Origin of the sequence: Flavobacterium coralii (assembly GCF_019891545.1) — a bacterium.
Taxonomy (GTDB): domain Bacteria; phylum Bacteroidota; class Bacteroidia; order Flavobacteriales; family Flavobacteriaceae; genus Flavobacterium; species Flavobacterium coralii.
Map to the genome: position 1 here is coordinate 302816 of NZ_JAHDIU010000004.1, position 16197 is coordinate 319012.

The 16197-nt window shown below is 39.7% G+C and carries 13 protein-coding genes; 9 read left to right on the forward strand and 4 right to left on the reverse strand.

From position 1 onward, the window contains the following. The first annotated feature begins 55 nt into the window (after window positions 1–55). Both KJK34_RS08795 and KJK34_RS08800 read left to right on the forward strand, forming a co-directional pair. Window positions 56–703 (forward strand): hypothetical protein, encoded by a 648-nt coding sequence (locus tag KJK34_RS08795; protein ID WP_223053487.1) that lies wholly within the window; start codon window positions 56–58, stop codon window positions 701–703. 18 nt (window positions 704–721) lie between these two features. Beyond that, window positions 722–1078 carry a bleomycin resistance protein gene (locus KJK34_RS08800; RefSeq protein WP_223053488.1) on the forward strand — a complete coding sequence of 119 codons (357 nt, stop codon included), beginning with the start codon at window positions 722–724 and terminating at the stop codon, window positions 1076–1078. Window positions 1079–1126: 48 nt separating this feature from the next. On the opposite strand, the gene KJK34_RS08805 is transcribed toward KJK34_RS08800, so the two are convergent. Continuing rightward, window positions 1127–1945, reverse strand: coding sequence for a UbiA prenyltransferase family protein (locus KJK34_RS08805; RefSeq protein ID WP_223053489.1), 819 nt, complete (start codon window positions 1943–1945; stop codon window positions 1127–1129). Window positions 1946–2075: 130 nt separating this feature from the next. Here KJK34_RS08805 and gcvP point away from each other — a divergent pair, with 130 nt between their 5' ends. The 4 genes from gcvP to KJK34_RS08825 all read left to right on the forward strand — a co-directional run bounded on the left by gcvP (window position 2076) and on the right by KJK34_RS08825 (window position 7473). Further along, window positions 2076–4925, forward strand: a complete 2850-nt coding sequence (gene gcvP, locus KJK34_RS08810; protein WP_223053490.1) for an aminomethyl-transferring glycine dehydrogenase — start codon at window positions 2076–2078, stop codon at window positions 4923–4925. A gap of 47 nt (window positions 4926–4972) precedes the next feature. Then, a complete protein-coding gene (locus KJK34_RS08815) occupies window positions 4973–5926 on the forward strand; it encodes a hypothetical protein (RefSeq protein WP_223053491.1) in 954 nt (317 codons plus the stop codon). Further along, window positions 5923–6303, forward strand: a complete 381-nt coding sequence (locus KJK34_RS08820) for a group III truncated hemoglobin (protein ID WP_223053492.1) — start codon at window positions 5923–5925, stop codon at window positions 6301–6303. Before KJK34_RS08815 ends, KJK34_RS08820 begins: the two co-directional genes overlap by 4 nt. Window positions 6304–6414: 111 nt before the next feature. After that, window positions 6415–7473, forward strand: a complete 1059-nt coding sequence (locus KJK34_RS08825) for a 3-oxoacyl-ACP synthase III family protein (RefSeq protein WP_223053493.1) — start codon at window positions 6415–6417, stop codon at window positions 7471–7473. 4 nt (window positions 7474–7477) lie between these two features. On the opposite strand, the gene KJK34_RS08830 is transcribed toward KJK34_RS08825, so the two are convergent. Then, entirely contained in the window at window positions 7478–8947 is a 1470-nt protein-coding gene (locus tag KJK34_RS08830) for a lipopolysaccharide biosynthesis protein (protein WP_223053494.1), read from the reverse strand. Next, window positions 8940–9860 (reverse strand): glycosyltransferase family 2 protein, encoded by a 921-nt coding sequence (locus KJK34_RS08835; protein ID WP_236937617.1) that lies wholly within the window; start codon window positions 9858–9860, stop codon window positions 8940–8942. Before KJK34_RS08835 ends, KJK34_RS08830 begins: the two co-directional genes overlap by 8 nt. A 24-nt stretch (window positions 9861–9884) precedes the next feature. On the opposite strand from KJK34_RS08835, the gene KJK34_RS08840 reads away from it, so the two are divergent. The 3 genes from KJK34_RS08840 (at window position 9885) to KJK34_RS08850 (ending at window position 12336) form a co-directional block, all read left to right on the forward strand. Beyond that, the gene (locus tag KJK34_RS08840; RefSeq protein ID WP_223053495.1) at window positions 9885–10733 is read left to right on the forward strand and encodes a glycosyltransferase family 2 protein; all 849 of its coding nucleotides are present in this window, start codon (window positions 9885–9887) and stop codon (window positions 10731–10733) included. A gap of 80 nt (window positions 10734–10813) precedes the next feature. Continuing rightward, a complete protein-coding gene (locus KJK34_RS08845; protein WP_223053496.1) occupies window positions 10814–11554 on the forward strand; it encodes an MlaE family ABC transporter permease in 741 nt (246 codons plus the stop codon). Beyond that, window positions 11554–12336, forward strand: a complete 783-nt coding sequence (locus KJK34_RS08850; RefSeq protein WP_223053497.1) for an ABC transporter ATP-binding protein — start codon at window positions 11554–11556, stop codon at window positions 12334–12336. Before KJK34_RS08845 ends, KJK34_RS08850 begins: the two co-directional genes overlap by 1 nt. A gap of 7 nt (window positions 12337–12343) precedes the next feature. On the opposite strand, the gene KJK34_RS08855 is transcribed toward KJK34_RS08850, so the two are convergent. Continuing rightward, entirely contained in the window at window positions 12344–16099 is a 3756-nt protein-coding gene (locus tag KJK34_RS08855; RefSeq protein WP_223053498.1) for a T9SS type B sorting domain-containing protein, read from the reverse strand. Between the last annotated feature and the right edge of the window lie 98 nt (window positions 16100–16197).

Genomic DNA, 16197 nt, shown 5'->3' on the forward strand with positions numbered 1-16197 from the left:
GAGATCAAGCAGTTTATAATATGTTTATCACGAATTTTGTCATAAACAGTTTCTAATGGACCAGTCTCATAAATCTCTGAATAGAGTAAATAAATTCATTTTTTTCTTAGGAAGTATCTCATTAATAACAGCCCCTTTATTAACTTTTATAGGGTGGTCTATTTCTCATGACACATTAACCTCTTTCTTAGATTTCAATTTTATACATAAAATTACTGATGCTACTAAAAATCTTGATGCAAATTCCAGCCCTCAATTGATTTTTAGATTTTACCTGTTACCACATTACTTTATTTATAGTTCAATGCCCTTTTATGTGGGTTTAGGATTAAAAATAATAAGCTATACATATAAAAGAACGCCTTGGCTTTCGGTGACAGGAATACTTTCAGTAATCATCGGTAGTATATACTTCATCGGTGTTCTGGGAGCTTATTTATCCACTCCAATAGGGGGTGTTATGCAAACTAATATTTTAAAAATTTCATTTAGTTTATGTCTGCTACTATTTGTAGGTAATATATTCTTAGGTATTGCTACTTATGTATCTTGTGTTATTGCCAAGTGGCAATCTGCACTCTTTATTTTTGGAAATTTGTTAATCTTAATATTCCCAGGTATTGAAAACTGGATGGCACTAGGATCAATCATGATGATTACTGCATTGTTTCCATTATCATTAAAAAAAAATATAAAAATATAACCTTCAAATATTCTAAAAATGTTAATTACAATTATTCCTAAGCTCCCAATGCGTGACAAAGCTGTAACAAGAAAATTTTATATAGAGAAACTTGGCTTTAAGGATATTGGAAAGATTGATTTCAATGAATATTTAATTCTACATAAAGATAATATTGAAATTCATTTTTTTGAATTTAAAAATCTTAATCCGAAAGAAAATTATGGACAAATATACATCAGGATCAATGAGGTCGAAAATCTTTATGAACAACTATTAGATAAAAATGTAAAAATACATCCATTTGGAAAATTACAGGTCAAGTCTTGGGGACAAAAAGAATTTTCCTTACTTGATCCGGATAATAACCTTCTAACATTTGGACAATCCTTATAAGGAGTTTCAATTCAAATATAGCAACCTGCATGATGCGTTAGGCAATCTCTAAAAGTTTGAAACGATTATTACCAGCCCAAGCCAGAAAATGGGAATACTCTCTACCCAAAATAACGTATAGTATTTTGGCCTTTCAGGTGTTGCATAAAGAGTAAATAAGGTAGTTGCCACTACAAGAACCACGTTTACAGCCAACTGTTTTGCATCAACATCTGATTTAAAAAATTCAAGGCAGTAAAAAAGGGCAAGCAGTAAAAAGTTAACTATTTTAGTATTTCTTACACCTATGCGCTGGGGTACCGTTTTTAGGAGCGGGTCGTCTTCCATAGAGTCTATTATTTCAAAAATCAGGATAAGTATTATTACCAGCACGAACCGTTGCACAAATTTAAGCAAGACATCCTGCGTGATGTCAACACCCGCATTAAGCAGTGGCACAAGCGTTGTTATACCTGCCCAGCATAGGGCAACCATATAAATCTTGATACCGGTCCAGTTACGCATGTTCTTGCGGTTCGGGAAAAACGGTACGGTATAAAGCAGTGTAAGCCCGAAGAAGAAAAGTCCCCAAAGCTGAGCCGCCCTTGTTAACATTAAAAAGCTGATGCCTGCGCCAATACCTGTAACAACAGTTATAAATGCATATAGTTTTACCTGTAGGCTTATCGGTTTGCGGTGGCGGAAAAGGCTTTCATATTTTACAAAATTATACCCGGCAACCGTTCCGCAAAAAGCAAAACACGCGGCAATACTATCAAAGGGCAGGGCAAACATGTGCAGTGTCATGAGCGTGAGTGCCAGCACGGCAAAAGCCACATGTATGCTGCCGTGTATATAAATGTCGAATAGCCTGTGCAGTGCCTTCATTACACAAAAATAATCAATGTGTTAAAAGTAATTGTTTTACAATGAAAAATTCACAAAATACAGCCCCGAAACAGATTTTAATTTGAAGATAAATAATTACTTTTGTGCCTTTAAAACACGCAACGAATTTATGAGAACAGATGCTTTTGCTTTAAGACACATTGGCCCGAGGGAAAGCGACCTTGAGCATATGCTTGGTGTGATTGGTGCAGAGTCTATAGACCAGCTGATATATGAAACCCTTCCGGATGATATCCGCCTTAAGGAGCCGTTAAAGCTGGATCCTGCCATGACGGAATTTGAGTACATGAACCATATCAGGGAACTGGGTGGCAAAAACAAAATATACAGGTCTTACATTGGCCTTGGGTACCACTCTACCATAGTACCCGGCCCGATACAACGTAACATTTTCGAAAACCCGGGCTGGTATACTGCCTATACGCCATACCAGGCAGAAATAGCACAGGGAAGGCTTGAGGCACTGCTTAACTTCCAGACCACGGTAATAGAGCTTACCGGGATGGAAATAGCAAATGCTTCGTTACTTGACGAGGGTACTTCGGCTGCCGAAGCTATGGCACTTTTGTTTGATGTGCGTACACGCGACCAGAAGAAAAACAATGTAAATAAGTTTTTTGTTTCGGAAGAAATACTTCCGCAAACGCTTAGCGTACTGCAAACACGTTCAACCCCTATAGGCGTTGAGCTTGTTATAGGCAACCATGAAGAATTTGATTTCTCTGAAGAATATTTCGGTGCCATCCTGCAATATCCGGGTAAATTCGGACAGGTATATGACTATGCCTCGTTTATAGCAAAAGCAAAAGAAAAAGAAATAAAAACAGCAGTAGCTGCCGATATATTAAGCCTTGTTAAGCTAACCCCTCCTGGAGAGCTTGGCGCCGATGTTGTGGTAGGTACCACACAGCGCTTTGGTATTCCTATGGGTTACGGTGGGCCACATGCTGCTTTCTTTGCCACTAAAGAAGAATACAAGCGCAGCATGCCGGGCAGAATTATAGGTGTTACCATTGATACCAATGGTAACCGGGCGTTGCGTATGGCACTGCAAACCCGCGAGCAGCACATTAAGCGCGAAAAAGCAACTTCAAACATTTGTACAGCACAGGTACTGCTTGCCGTTATGGCAGGTATGTATGCCGTATATCACGGGCCAAAAGGGCTTAACTATATTGCTGATAAAGTACACCGTTCTGCGGTAACTACTGCCGATGCGCTTAATAAGCTTGGCGTATATCAGGTAAACACAGCGTTTTTTGACACTATAGTTGTAAAAGCTGATGTTGCAAAAGTGCAGCCTGCTGCCGAAGCAAAGAAGATTAACTTCTATTACATTGACAGGGAAACCATCTCGATTTCATTTAACGAAACCACTTCCCTTAAAGATATTAACGACATAATTTCGGTTTTTGCCGAAGCAGACGGCCGCGAGGTGGAAACCATCACCAAACTGGCTGATGATATTGCCATACCGCAGTCTATTCAGCGTACCAGCGAATTCCTTCAGCATGAGATCTTCAACAAGTACCATTCTGAAACTGCATTAATGCGTTACATTAAGATGCTGGAGCGTAAAGACCTTGCGCTTAACCACTCTATGATATCGCTTGGCTCTTGCACCATGAAGCTGAATGCGGCTACTGAAATGCTTCCGCTAAGTTTGCCTTACTGGAACAGCATACACCCCTTTGCCCCGCTTGAGCAGGCAGAAGGCTACCAGATAATGCTTAAAAAACTGGAAGAGCAGTTAAATGTTATTACCGGTTTTGCAGGTACTACGCTACAGCCAAACTCTGGCGCTCAGGGCGAGTATGCAGGGCTTATGGTTATACGTGCCTATCACCAGTCGCGTGGCGACAATCACAGGGATATTGCCCTTATACCGGCATCGGCACACGGCACCAACCCCGCTACCGCTACTATGGCAGGTATGCAGGTAGTGGTTACCAAAACATCTGAAAACGGAAACATAGATGTAGAAGACCTTAGGGCTAAAGCAGAGCAGTATAAAGACAGGCTTGCCTGCCTTATGGTAACCTACCCTTCTACACATGGCGTGTATGAAGCATCTATTAAAGAAATAACTCAAATAGTACACGATAACGGCGGACAGGTATATATGGACGGCGCTAACATGAACGCCCAGGTTGGGCTTACCAACCCTGCTACCATTGGCGCTGATGTTTGCCACCTTAACCTGCACAAAACTTTTGCGATACCACACGGCGGTGGTGGCCCGGGTGTTGGTCCAATATGCGTGGCAGAGCACCTTGTGCCATTCCTGCCAACCAACCCGGTAGTACCAACAGGCGGCAGCAATGCCATTACGGCTATTTCGGCTGCACCTTGGGGTTCTGCACTGGTTTGCCTTATATCTTACGGGTATATTACCATGCTTGGCGAAGAAGGCCTTACAATGTCAACCAAATATGCAATTGTAAATGCCAACTACATAAAAGAAAGGCTTAAAGGCCACTACGAAACCCTTTATACAGGCGAAATGGGCAGAGCTGCACACGAAATGATTATTGAGTGCCGTCCGTTCAAGCAAAAAGGTATTGAGGTTACCGATATTGCCAAGAGGCTTATGGACTATGGTTTCCACGCACCAACGGTATCTTTCCCTGTAGCCGGAACACTGATGATAGAGCCTACAGAGAGTGAGAACCTTGAGGAACTTGACCGTTTTTGCGATGCGATGATTGCCATCCGTAAAGAAATTGAGGAAGTTACCGCAGAGGATAAAGAAAACGTACTGAAAAATGCACCGCATACACTTGCAATGCTTACTGCTGATAACTGGACACTTCCGTACACTAGGGAAAAAGCGGCATTCCCGCTGGATTACCTTCACGAAAATAAGTTCTGGCCATCAGTACGCAGAGTAGATGATGCCTATGGCGACCGAAACCTGGTTTGTTCATGCGCACCTATTGAAGCTTACATGGAAAATTAATTTTATTAAAAACTAAAGCTGCCTTAGGGCAGCTTTTTTTATCACATATGGAAACTCATGTTTACTTAGATTTAAATGTTTTTGATTTGATTGAAAAAAGAAATTCAATCGATGAAGAAAGAAAAGTTATATACTCCAATTTATATAATTTAATTGAAAATGAGAAGATATTGACACCTTATTCTAACGCCCATATTAATGACTTAAAAAGAGCTTACAAGAAAAACAGTGAAAGAACGATCAAGCATTTAGACAACATAAAATTTTTAAGTAATGATTTATGCATCGTAAACTATTGGGGGGATTTAGGTGTAACATGGCATTATAGAGATATTCTCGAGTTTTTTGAAACTTCTTTACAAGAAAGTGATTTGATGGATCAAACTTTTGAAGAATTTCTTGATAATGCAGAATTTGGAAGCTTTATGAAACTTTCTGTTACTCCCTTAAAGCTTCAGTTTCTACCTAAAGAATTTATTTCATCAATTGAGAGTGAACCAATACTAAAAATGATATATCCCAAAACGTGTGACGAACAAACTGTTTACGCTTTGTGCAAAGATCTATTCCACTTAAATACTCTATTAACAAAGGATTATTCACTCTTTAAAAAATTAAAGCAGTATATAAATAATCATCGATTGAAGTGGAAGAAAGAAGAGAAGTATTTCAAATTCACGGAAAAGTTGCATGAAAAGCCAAAAAGCCTACAATTCAATGACTCTCTTGATTTATATATCGAGCGATCGCAAAGCGCAGCAAATCCAATTAGACAGAATGTTTTAACATCCTATTTCAGAAAAAACTTTGAAGGATTTAAGGCTGATGAGGTATATTTAAATTCAATTGATGATGCACTGCATACATACTATGCCTCTCACTGTGATTTCTTTTTAACAAATGACGACAAATGTATGTTTAAGGCAGAGGCAACCTTTAACGATTTAAAAATAAATACAAAAGTGATGACGCCAAAATCTTTTATAGAAAATTTTGAATGAAAGACATACAAAATCGTGAAGACATACTATTATTGATGCGTGAGTTTTACAACAGGCTCCTTGCAGACCCAGCCATAAGCTATATCTTTACCGATATTGCCAAAATTGACCTTGAAGCACACCTGCCCCATCTCACTGATTTTTGGGAGCAGACGCTTTTTTACACAGGCGGCTATAAAAAGAATGTACTGCAACTGCATTTAGACCTCAACGCAAAAGAAAAGCTTACAGATACACATTTTAAAACCTGGCTTAATCATTTTCATAAAACTATTGATAAAAACTTTGCAGGAGAAAATGCCGAACGGATGAAAAGCAGGGCAGAATCGATAGCTACTGTTATGAAAACCAAAATTTTTGAGCATTCGCAATCCTGAATATAAAATTAAAAAGCCACTTCCTTTAATTTTTAGCAATTATTATGCTTACATAATAATCAGGCTTCTTTACTATATTTATTATACTTAACTTAGCTAAAAAGTAACGGTATGACTATAAGGATAACAGGCAGCGGCAGCTATATACCCACAAGAGTTGTAACTAATGAGGAGTTTGCCAAACATTCTTTCTATGACGAGGCAGGTGTGCCCCTTACCTACAGAAACGAAGTTGTTGCAGAAAAGTTTAAGCAGATAACAGGTATTGAGGAACGCCGCTATGTAGAAGAAAACATGCTAACATCTGATATTGCCTATAAAGCAGCACAACGTGCCATAGAAGATGCCGGTGTTGACAAAGAGGCTATAGACTATATCATTATGGCACACAACTTTGGTAATGTGAAGCAGGGTGCCATCCAGACTGATATACTGCCAAGCCTTGCCGCACGTGTAAAGCACAGCCTTGGCATTAAAAATCCTAAATGTGTTGCTTATGATATTCTTTTCGGCTGTCCGGGCTGGGTAGAAGGAGTTATACAGGCACAGGCATATATAAAAGCGGGCATGGCAAAACGCTGCCTTGTGGTAGGGGCTGAAACATTATCTCGGGTGGTAGATCCGCATGACCGCGACAGCATGATATACAGCGACGGTGCCGGGGCAACTATTATTGAAGCCACAGATGAGCCGGGCGGAATACTGGCACATGAGTCGGCTTCTTTTACACATGATGAAGCTTATTTCCTTTTCTTCGGCAATTCTTATAATAAAGAACTGAACCCTGACGTACGTTATATAAAAATGTACGGCCGCAAAATTTATGAGTTTGCTTTAAACCACGTGCCACTCGCCATGAAAGAGTGCCTTGATAAAAGCGGTATAGCTATAGACGAGGTTAAAAAAGTACTGATACACCAGGCAAACGAAAAAATGGATGAAGCCATTATCCACCGCTTCTTTAAATTATATGATAAAACCCCGCCTGAGGGTGTTATGCCCATGAGCATACACAAGCTGGGCAACAGCAGTGTTGCTACCATACCCACACTGTATGACCTGCTTATAAAGCACCAAATAGAAAACCAGGAAATAAACAAAGGTGATGTGTTGTTATTTGCCTCTGTAGGTGCGGGTATGAATATAAATGCTTTTGTGTACAGGCTATAAAGGCTTATTTAATTTGTGTGTAGCGCAGCGCTTTATCTATCCATACATTTACCTGATATACCAGCCTGAACCTGTATGTGATAAAAACATTAACCGCAATCGAAAGTCCGGTTTTATAAATAAGGTCGATTAAGTGGGATCCTGTATCGGGCAAGAAGAATATCATTACTCCTGATATAAAGAATATAGCTACGAGTTTAAAAAAGTCCATATCAAAAGGTAATATTTTGAATTTTTTGTAAATAAACCACAATTTCGCAACATTAAATATTGCCATCGCTAGAAACGAGGCATATGCCACACCTGTAATACCAAGATTCGTGTAATGTATAAACCATAGATTAAGTGACACATTGATTACAGTAAGTAACAATACTGCCACAAGATTAAAACGGTAATAGCCGGAATAGGTAATAATTTCGGAGTTAAAGCCTGTAGCCATGTTAACCAATACACTAAAACCCAATATTAGAATAACGGGTAGAGATGCTTCTAGACTTTTACTGGTGGGCAGAAGCGAAAACAAATCGTCGACACCCAAAAGTATGCAACTGTATAAAACCGCTCCGATAAAAAACAACAAACGGGCTACTTCTTTATATTTTATATGCAACTCCTGAATATTGTTGTTTTTAAGATATCCAGATACCAAAGGAGCATATATAGCAAACATCCCTACGGCAGGTATTTGTAAAGTACTGGCAAGTGTAGAACCAATATTATAACTACCATTTGCCTCTACCGATATTAGTTCGGGTATTATTATACCATCTATACGGAAAGCCAACAGCGAACCAAAGCTACCTGCAAAGGCATACAAACTGTATCGCAGGTAATCTTTATGCGGAATTTGATAGAAAAGTGATTTAAATTTATAATTTAGTCCTGGTTTAAATCTTTTAAAGAGATATATCGCTGTTAATGCAAACATAAGCAAGTAGCTTATTACATAAAAATAGAGTGAGACATAGACCTGCAAGATATGGTTAAGAACCAGTAAAAATAGTATAGGGAGTATAATTTTAGGTATTAGCTTTTCATATAGGGTAGGCACTGCAATTTCTTGCATATCCTGTGCCTGTCGCTTGAAAAGTTCTATAAAGGCCAGCGATACGGCAGCAGGAAAAGCCAAATACAATATGTGGGCATTATCAAAACCGGAACCCCATACGAATAAAGGTATCGCCAGCAAAACAGCCAGACTCATGAGCATAATGGAAAGCAGGCTGTAGTTGAATAGTTTTTTGCGATGACTTTCGTCCAGCGCCGGGTAAAACTTTATTAATGACTGGGATGCTCCAAGTACCATAACTGGGTAAAGCAATTGAGCTACATTGTCAACATAACGCACGGTTCCTAAAAAAGATTTGTTGTTAGGATAGATGAAAAGTGTAGAGATAACCCCTATGGCTGTACCGGTATAGTTAATAAGCGTAAAAAGTAATACCTGCCTTGACAATGCTTTTTTATCCATATACCCTTGCTCTTTTACGTGCAGACTTTATAGTTGTAGACTTAAACAACAGTCCTGTATAATAATATAGTAATATGAGAAACATCCGAAAAGCTATCAAGGGTCCGTAGAATTTAAAAAAATATTTTGGTAGCCCCATAACTTCTTTAAAACCAAACATACAACTTCGGAAAAAGCTGTAGTTGATATTTAGCAGTGTAGTTAATACTTTATATTTAGATTGTATAATATCTTTTTTAAGGTTTCTTTTTATTACCCTGTCATGTATTATTTTGGCATCATGATTTATACCGATAAGAAAACCATGATATTTTACACGATCACAATAGTTGCGGTCTTCCCCATAATGCCCGAATAATGGTTCGAAATAACCTACTTTTTCTACACACTCCCTGCTCAGCATCCAAGCTGCTGCATTTACAAAAGGTACTGTAACTGTATTTATATCTTTCAAATCGGAATAAGCCCTCGATAAATAGGTATTGAAGGCCTGATCGTAATTCTTGCCATCACTACTATAATGCAGCGGACTCAATATACCAAATTGAGTGTTTTTTTCCATCACGCCCACAAGACTACCTATTGTATCGGGAAATACCCACGCATCCTGATTGAGAAGAAAAACATATTGAGCCCCTCGAAGTAAAGCCTCTTTCATACCGATAGTATTAGCTTTACCAAAACCTAAATTTTCATCAGACTGTATAATCTCAATTTCTTTATACTTTTGCAGCAGCACAACAGTATCATCCAAAGAACAATTATCTATTACAATAATTTCAACAGGATAATGAGATTGCAGTAAAGAATTTATATTCTTATCCACCCAACGTGCACCGTTATAAGTAACAATAACTATAAAAACTTTCTTTTTCAAGGCTGTAAGATTTTCCAATAGTACAAAAATAGCCATATTTGTATCCATTTATACACGAACATGAAATATTACGTTATCATTCCCGCATATAACGAAGCTGCCTCTATAGGCGTAATGCTCGATTCGCTTGCGGGGCAAACGGTGCTGCCTGCAAAAGCTGTGGTAGTAAATGATAATTCTGCCGACAGCACCGCTGATATTGTGAGCGAGTATGCGAAAAAACACCCATGGCTGACTTTAGTAAATAAACAATCAGAGGCGGTACATATGCCCGGCAGCAAGGTTATTCATGCTTTTAATGCAGGTTATGAACAGCTTGATGAAAACTATGATATAATAGTTAAACTAGATGCCGACCTTATTCTTCCCCCTGATTATTTTGAAGTTGTGATAAATGCTTTTAAGGAGGATGATAAAACTGGTATGGCGGGCGGTTTTGCCTATATAGAAAAAAACGGCGATTGGGTACTGGAAAGCCTTACAGACGCCGACCATATAAGGGGCGCTTTTAAAGCCTATCGCAAAGCCTGTTTTTTGCAAATAGGAAAACTCAGGCCCGCAATGGGCTGGGACACTGTTGACGAGCTTCTTTCCAAATACTACGGATGGAAAGTAGTTACACTAAAACAACTTAAGGTAAAACATTTAAAACCAACAGGGGCGAGCTATACCAAAGCAGCACGTTACAAACAGGGTGAAGCTTTTTATACACTTGGCTACGGCTTAACGATAACGGCAATTGCGGGGGCTAAACTTGCAATGCGTAAAAAGAAGCCATTATTGTTTCTAGATTATATAAACGGCTACCTTAAAGCAAGCCGCGAACACAAGCCAATGCTTGTAACACCACAGCAGGCGGCATTTATAAAACAGTACCGCTGGAAGAAGATAAAACAGAAGCTTTTTTAATAAGGAAAGTATTAAAAAACTATTAACTACTGCCAATAAGTGAGTACAATTCGGTACTTTAGCCGATATTTTTACCATAAATGATTAAAGCTTTACACCAGATTGGGCGCTATTTCCTGATGATAGGAGATATTTTTTATAAACCTGTAAAATGGAAGGTTATGAAGCCGTTGATTTTTAAGGAAATCGACGACCTCATAGTAGGCTCTTTAGGCATTGTTGCATTTATTTCGTTCTTTATCGGCGGGGTTGTTGCCATACAAACGGCACTTAACCTTACTAATCCGCTTATACCAAAATCGCTTATTGCATTTGCAACAAGGCAGTCAGTAATACTAGAGTTCTCCCCCACTTTTATTTCCATAATCATGGCCGGGCGTGCCGGTTCTTATATTACATCAAGTATCGGGACCATGAGGGTAACAGAGCAGATAGATGCATTGGAAGTTATGGGTGTTAATGCACTAAACTATCTTGTATTCCCTAAAATTATTGCGTTTATACTTTACCCGTTTGTAATATCAATATCTATGTTTTTGGGTATCCTTGGCGGAATGATGGCAGGCGTTTACGGAGGCTTTATAGGAATGGAAGAGTTTATTCAGGGCATACGCACCGACTTTATTCCTTTTCATGTGTTCTACGCCTTTTTAAAAACATTTGTATTTGGTTTCATTTTAGCTACCATACCTTCTTTTCACGGATTTTATATGAAAGGCGGCGCACTTGAGGTGGGTAAAGCAAGTACTACATCTTTCGTGTGGACCAGCGTTGTTATAATCCTGGTGAACTATATAATTACACAATTACTGTTAAGCTAATGATAGAGGTTAATAACATAGAGAAGTCTTTTGGAGATGCCCATGTACTAAAGGGTATATCTACAGTATTTGAAACAGGCAAAACAAACCTTATTATAGGGCGAAGCGGTTCGGGTAAAACCGTAATGCTTAAAACACTCTTGGGTATACACACACCAGAGAAAGGCACTATTTCTTTTGACGGAAGGGTATATTCTGAAATGACACCTGACGAAAAACGCAAACTGCGTACCGAGGTGGGCATGGTATTTCAGGGGAGTGCGCTGTTCGACTCTATGACCGTTGAAGATAACGTTGGCTTTCCGTTAAAGATGTTTACCAGCAAAAGGAGCCGCGAAGTAAGGGAGAGGGTTAATGTGGTTTTAGACCGTGTTAACTTAAAAGATGCCAATAAAAAATTTCCGGCTGAATTATCAGGTGGTATGCAAAAGCGTGTGGCAATTGCCCGGGCAATTGTAAATAATCCTAAGTACCTTTTTTGTGATGAGCCTAACTCAGGGCTCGATCCTGAAACATCTATCGTTATAGATGAACTGATACAGGAAATCACGAAGGAATATGATATAACAACTGTTATCAACACCCACGACATGAATTCTGTTCTGCAAATAGGGGAAAAAATAGTTTTCCTTAAAAACGGGATTAAGGAGTGGGAAGGCAACAATGAGCAGATACTGGAAACCCGCAATAAGTCTATTGTAGAGTTTGTCTATTCATCTGACCTGTTTAAAAAAGTAAGGGAAAGCCTCCTCGCTGAAGAAAACGAGGAGGATAATAAATAATATCTTATTAGTTTACCTGCCTTTGCAGGTAAACCCAACCCGTCATCCTTTTACCTTCGGCTAAGGTGAGTACATAAAAGTAAGTACCTGCAGGCAATTCACCTTTATCGCTCTGGCCATACCATTCGTTTACGTAGTTTTTCTTTTCATAAACCTGTAAGCCGTAACGGTTAAATATCTGGATATCTTTTACATTAAGGTTAGAAAGGTCAAAATTCTGGTTATATTCATCATCATTTGGCGATATACCCCTCGGTATCATACAACCTGTATTTTCTACCAAAGCACTAGCCGTTACACTGCAACCATCAGCATTGGTTATTGTAATCATATATTCACCTGCAGCAAGATCTGTAATAACAGCTTCTTCACCTACGTAATAGTAGCCGTTTGGCCCTGTCCATATATAATCCAGATCAGGTATTTCATCAGCATTTGCTACTGAGAGTGTATATTCAAAGTCTATACAGCCCTGCTCTAACACAATATCAAAACCGGTGGTGCCCTGCACTACCTCAAGCTGTTTTGTGGTTTCGCAACCGTTGTTATTTACAGTAACTTTATAAGTACCTGTTTCAAACACTTCTATATCTCCATCAGTAACATCAGCAAGCAGTTCATCGTTGCGGTACCACGCGTACCCGGCAGTATTTGCATTAAAGTTTTCCGGATTAACCGACAACACTGTGCTTTGCCCCTCGCATAGTGCAGTTTGTCCATCGATAGTGAAATCCGGCAGCGCATTAACTGTTACAGCAACGCTTGATGCATCAGACGTACAGCCATTCGCGGTAGCTGTAACCGTATAAGTTCCCGAAGCCGCAATACCGGCGCCTGTAATAAGCGGACTCGCTCCTGTTGCGGTAAAGCCATCCGGCCCGTTCCACTGATAAGTTACACCAGGTTCTTCAGTTAATGATAACTGTACATTTTCTCCTTCGCAAACAGCGTTTACTGCTGCCACTACAGGAGGTTGCGGAGCATCATTCAGTGTTATTGTTACAACTGCATCATCAGTAAGTCCGCAAAGCCCGTTAACCGTATAGCGGAAGCTATACGTTCCGGCAGTTATGCCACTTGTATCAAAATTACTTCCTGTCAGGGCGCCTGTTAAATCAGTATCTTCCCAGGTACCGCCTGCATCATTCCCAACAAGATATGCGCCAAGGTTAAGGCTGCTGCCGTCATTACAAACTACAATTGCGTTATCCTCGCCGGCATTTGGCAGTGCATTCGGCTGCAACTCATATTCTAAAACAGTGTTCATGCACGATGCAGGGTTATCTGCGGTAAGCCTCACAAAATAAGTTCCTGAATCTGTATCTGAATCAAATGCAGGAAAAGTAAGGCTGTTGGTTGTGCTCAGTATAGTATCAGGGTCAGATTCTGTATACCATTCATAGGTAAGGAAAGAGAATGGCTGCACGGCAAGAAAGCTCTCCTCACCTTCACAGAAGCCCGTAGCTTGTATTTCTAAAGGTTCTGTTGTATTAATATTGAACTGTGCATTAAGTATATTGCTGCAAGCATCGGTTACCTGAAAATTGTAATAAGCCGGCTCAAGAGATGAGAATATATTAGAATCGCCGTTATCTATAACAAACGGCTCACCGTCTTTAGTAGTTATTTTATATGCAAATGGCGGCACGCCTTCTACCTCAACAGCTACTTCTGTTAAACCGTCGGCACAAGGAAAGCTGTACACTTCTGTAATAACAGGCCCGCCGGTAAAGCTAAATTCATGCAGTATTTCAGTACACAGGCTATTAGATGAAGAGCCATTACTGTATGTGTAGAAAGCCTTTACAATCCTGAAGTCGCCTATTGCCGAATAAAAAGTAGAGTTGTCGTTAATATTAATATAGATGGAATTAGAGTTTAACGGCAGCCCTGATGTATAAGGTACTCCTGTATAAGGATGCCCCCAAGTGCCATTAACCTCATCATAACGCTGCAACCAGAAAGACTGTACATAATTACCGTTGCTAAAATGGTCTAAATCTATTTGGAAAGAACCGCAATAAGGAATTACTTCAAGTTCATTAACTGTTTTTGCATAGCCGGTTACCGTAACATCTCTTACCCTTACAAAATCACATTCATCTACAGTAGTAAACTCATAAAGGCCTTCAGGCAGTGAATTCATGTAGAAATCGCCATTACCGGCAATATTTTCCGTAACTACAACCGGATAACTGTCGCTGAACTCGGCAGGGCCATCTGTAATAGATACTGTCTCGAAATCTCCGTCAGCATTAAGCCTTATCGAGCCGAATCCTTCTTCGCAACCCGGACGCTGCAACAGGCTTATGTTGGGATTACCGCCAAAAACTTCCACCTCAACTTCTTCAGTGTAAGTCTCTCCGCATTCGTCTGTCAGTTCAAACGTGTAGGTACCTAAAGGAAGTGTCATATCCAGTTTGCCATCAACAAGCAAATCGGTAACATCATCAGGAAAAGGACCGTATTCTGCAGGGGCATCAGTAATCTCTGCCTCAGCGATATCCCTGCCGGGCAATTCTATGTGCAGAGATCCTGTATCACTGCCGCACACTGCATCTACAACTATCTGCGGCTCTATTATAGGTTCTGTAACTTCAAATGTCTCTGTATAGGTACGTCCGCATGAATCTGTAATAGTAACTGTATATTCACCTAAAGGCACAGCATTACCGGGAGCTCCATATTCTGCCTCCCCTCCAAAAGTAGGGTGTGCAGCATTATAATCTACCGGGTTAAAGCCAGGTACAGGCACTGCATCAAAACTTACCGTGATAGGGCCAACATAATTTAGTGGCTTTATCTTAAAGTTCCTTTCATCACATCCCTCATAATTAAATTCTACTGTATAATTAAGTGATTCATTAACGATTATATCATTCATGTTCCACACATTACCACAGGCATCAGTAACCTTAAGGTCATACTCATACTGTTGGCCGTGATAAAAAGGAATAGCCTGGATAACGTTGTTTACCTCTATCAGAGAACCTCCCGCAATATTTTGGGTTACAACTGTTGGTGTACCGCCGCCGGGAGGAAATACAGTATATTGATAGGTTAAAGGCCAAAATATATTTGCTCCTCCTGAACCTAAAGCATATGGATTAAAAACATTGATTAAGTTACAGCCCGGCAATTCGCTTCCATAAATGCCCGGTTCAAATAAATTTATATTAGTCGTATCCTGAGATACCTGTACTGTTACAACCACAGCCTCTCCACAATTATCATATACTCTTACTCCATAAATACCTACAGGCAGGTTATTGAAAATATTTGATGACTGCTGCGGAACTGTAACAGGACCCGTTAGTATCTCGTAAGAAACCGCAGTACCCGAAGTTACGTTTACCGTTATCTTTCCATCGTTCCCGCAACGTACCTTAGTAGGTGTAAGCGTATATACAAGCGGCTGAACCTGATTGGCAATTGTTGCGTTTGCAGATGCAGTATTAGAATTGGCTCCCAATGACTGTGTAGCCACTACAAGATAGTTACCGGCAGCAAGGCCGGTTACGCTTGGGTTTGTAACCACGGTTATGGGAGTGGTTGTATTCGGTAACAGATAAACCGAATAATCTATAGATGCTGCGGGATTGGTACCCGAAACCGTGAAAGCCAAAGCACCATTACCCAAGCAGGTTTGCGGTGTAGGTGTTACAGTAAGAGTAAAATCAGGCAGTTGTGCGTAGCTATAAATACTGAATAACAGCAAGCCTACAATAGGCAGTACTTTCTTAATTGGCAGGTTGGTAATCATGCAGTATGGTTTTTGTGTTTTTAGATAGGTATGTTAAATATACAGTATTCCGTCACTATAATTTTAACATAACATTCTAAAAGTATAAAACCCTACCT

Excerpts from the sequence above, each read along its gene's own strand:
- gcvP (WP_223053490.1), top strand. The coding sequence starts at position 2,076 with ATGAGAACAGATGCTTTTGCTTTAAGACACATTGGCCCGAGGGAAAGC.
- KJK34_RS08830 (WP_223053494.1), bottom strand. The coding sequence starts at position 8,947 with ATGGATAAAAAAGCATTGTCAAGGCAGGTATTACTTTTTACGCTTATT.
- KJK34_RS08805 (WP_223053489.1), bottom strand. The coding sequence starts at position 1,945 with ATGAAGGCACTGCACAGGCTATTCGACATTTATATACACGGCAGCATA.
- KJK34_RS08855 (WP_223053498.1), bottom strand. The coding sequence starts at position 16,099 with ATGATTACCAACCTGCCAATTAAGAAAGTACTGCCTATTGTAGGCTTG.
- KJK34_RS08845 (WP_223053496.1), top strand. The coding sequence starts at position 10,814 with ATGATTAAAGCTTTACACCAGATTGGGCGCTATTTCCTGATGATAGGA.
- KJK34_RS08800 (WP_223053488.1), top strand. The coding sequence starts at position 722 with ATGTTAATTACAATTATTCCTAAGCTCCCAATGCGTGACAAAGCTGTA.
- KJK34_RS08835 (WP_236937617.1), bottom strand. The coding sequence starts at position 9,860 with ATGGCTATTTTTGTACTATTGGAAAATCTTACAGCCTTGAAAAAGAAA.
- KJK34_RS08840 (WP_223053495.1), top strand. The coding sequence starts at position 9,885 with ATGAAATATTACGTTATCATTCCCGCATATAACGAAGCTGCCTCTATA.
- KJK34_RS08825 (WP_223053493.1), top strand. The coding sequence starts at position 6,415 with ATGACTATAAGGATAACAGGCAGCGGCAGCTATATACCCACAAGAGTT.
- KJK34_RS08820 (WP_223053492.1), top strand. The coding sequence starts at position 5,923 with ATGAAAGACATACAAAATCGTGAAGACATACTATTATTGATGCGTGAG.
- KJK34_RS08815 (WP_223053491.1), top strand. The coding sequence starts at position 4,973 with ATGGAAACTCATGTTTACTTAGATTTAAATGTTTTTGATTTGATTGAA.
- KJK34_RS08795 (WP_223053487.1), top strand. The coding sequence starts at position 56 with ATGGACCAGTCTCATAAATCTCTGAATAGAGTAAATAAATTCATTTTT.
- KJK34_RS08850 (WP_223053497.1), top strand. The coding sequence starts at position 11,554 with ATGATAGAGGTTAATAACATAGAGAAGTCTTTTGGAGATGCCCATGTA.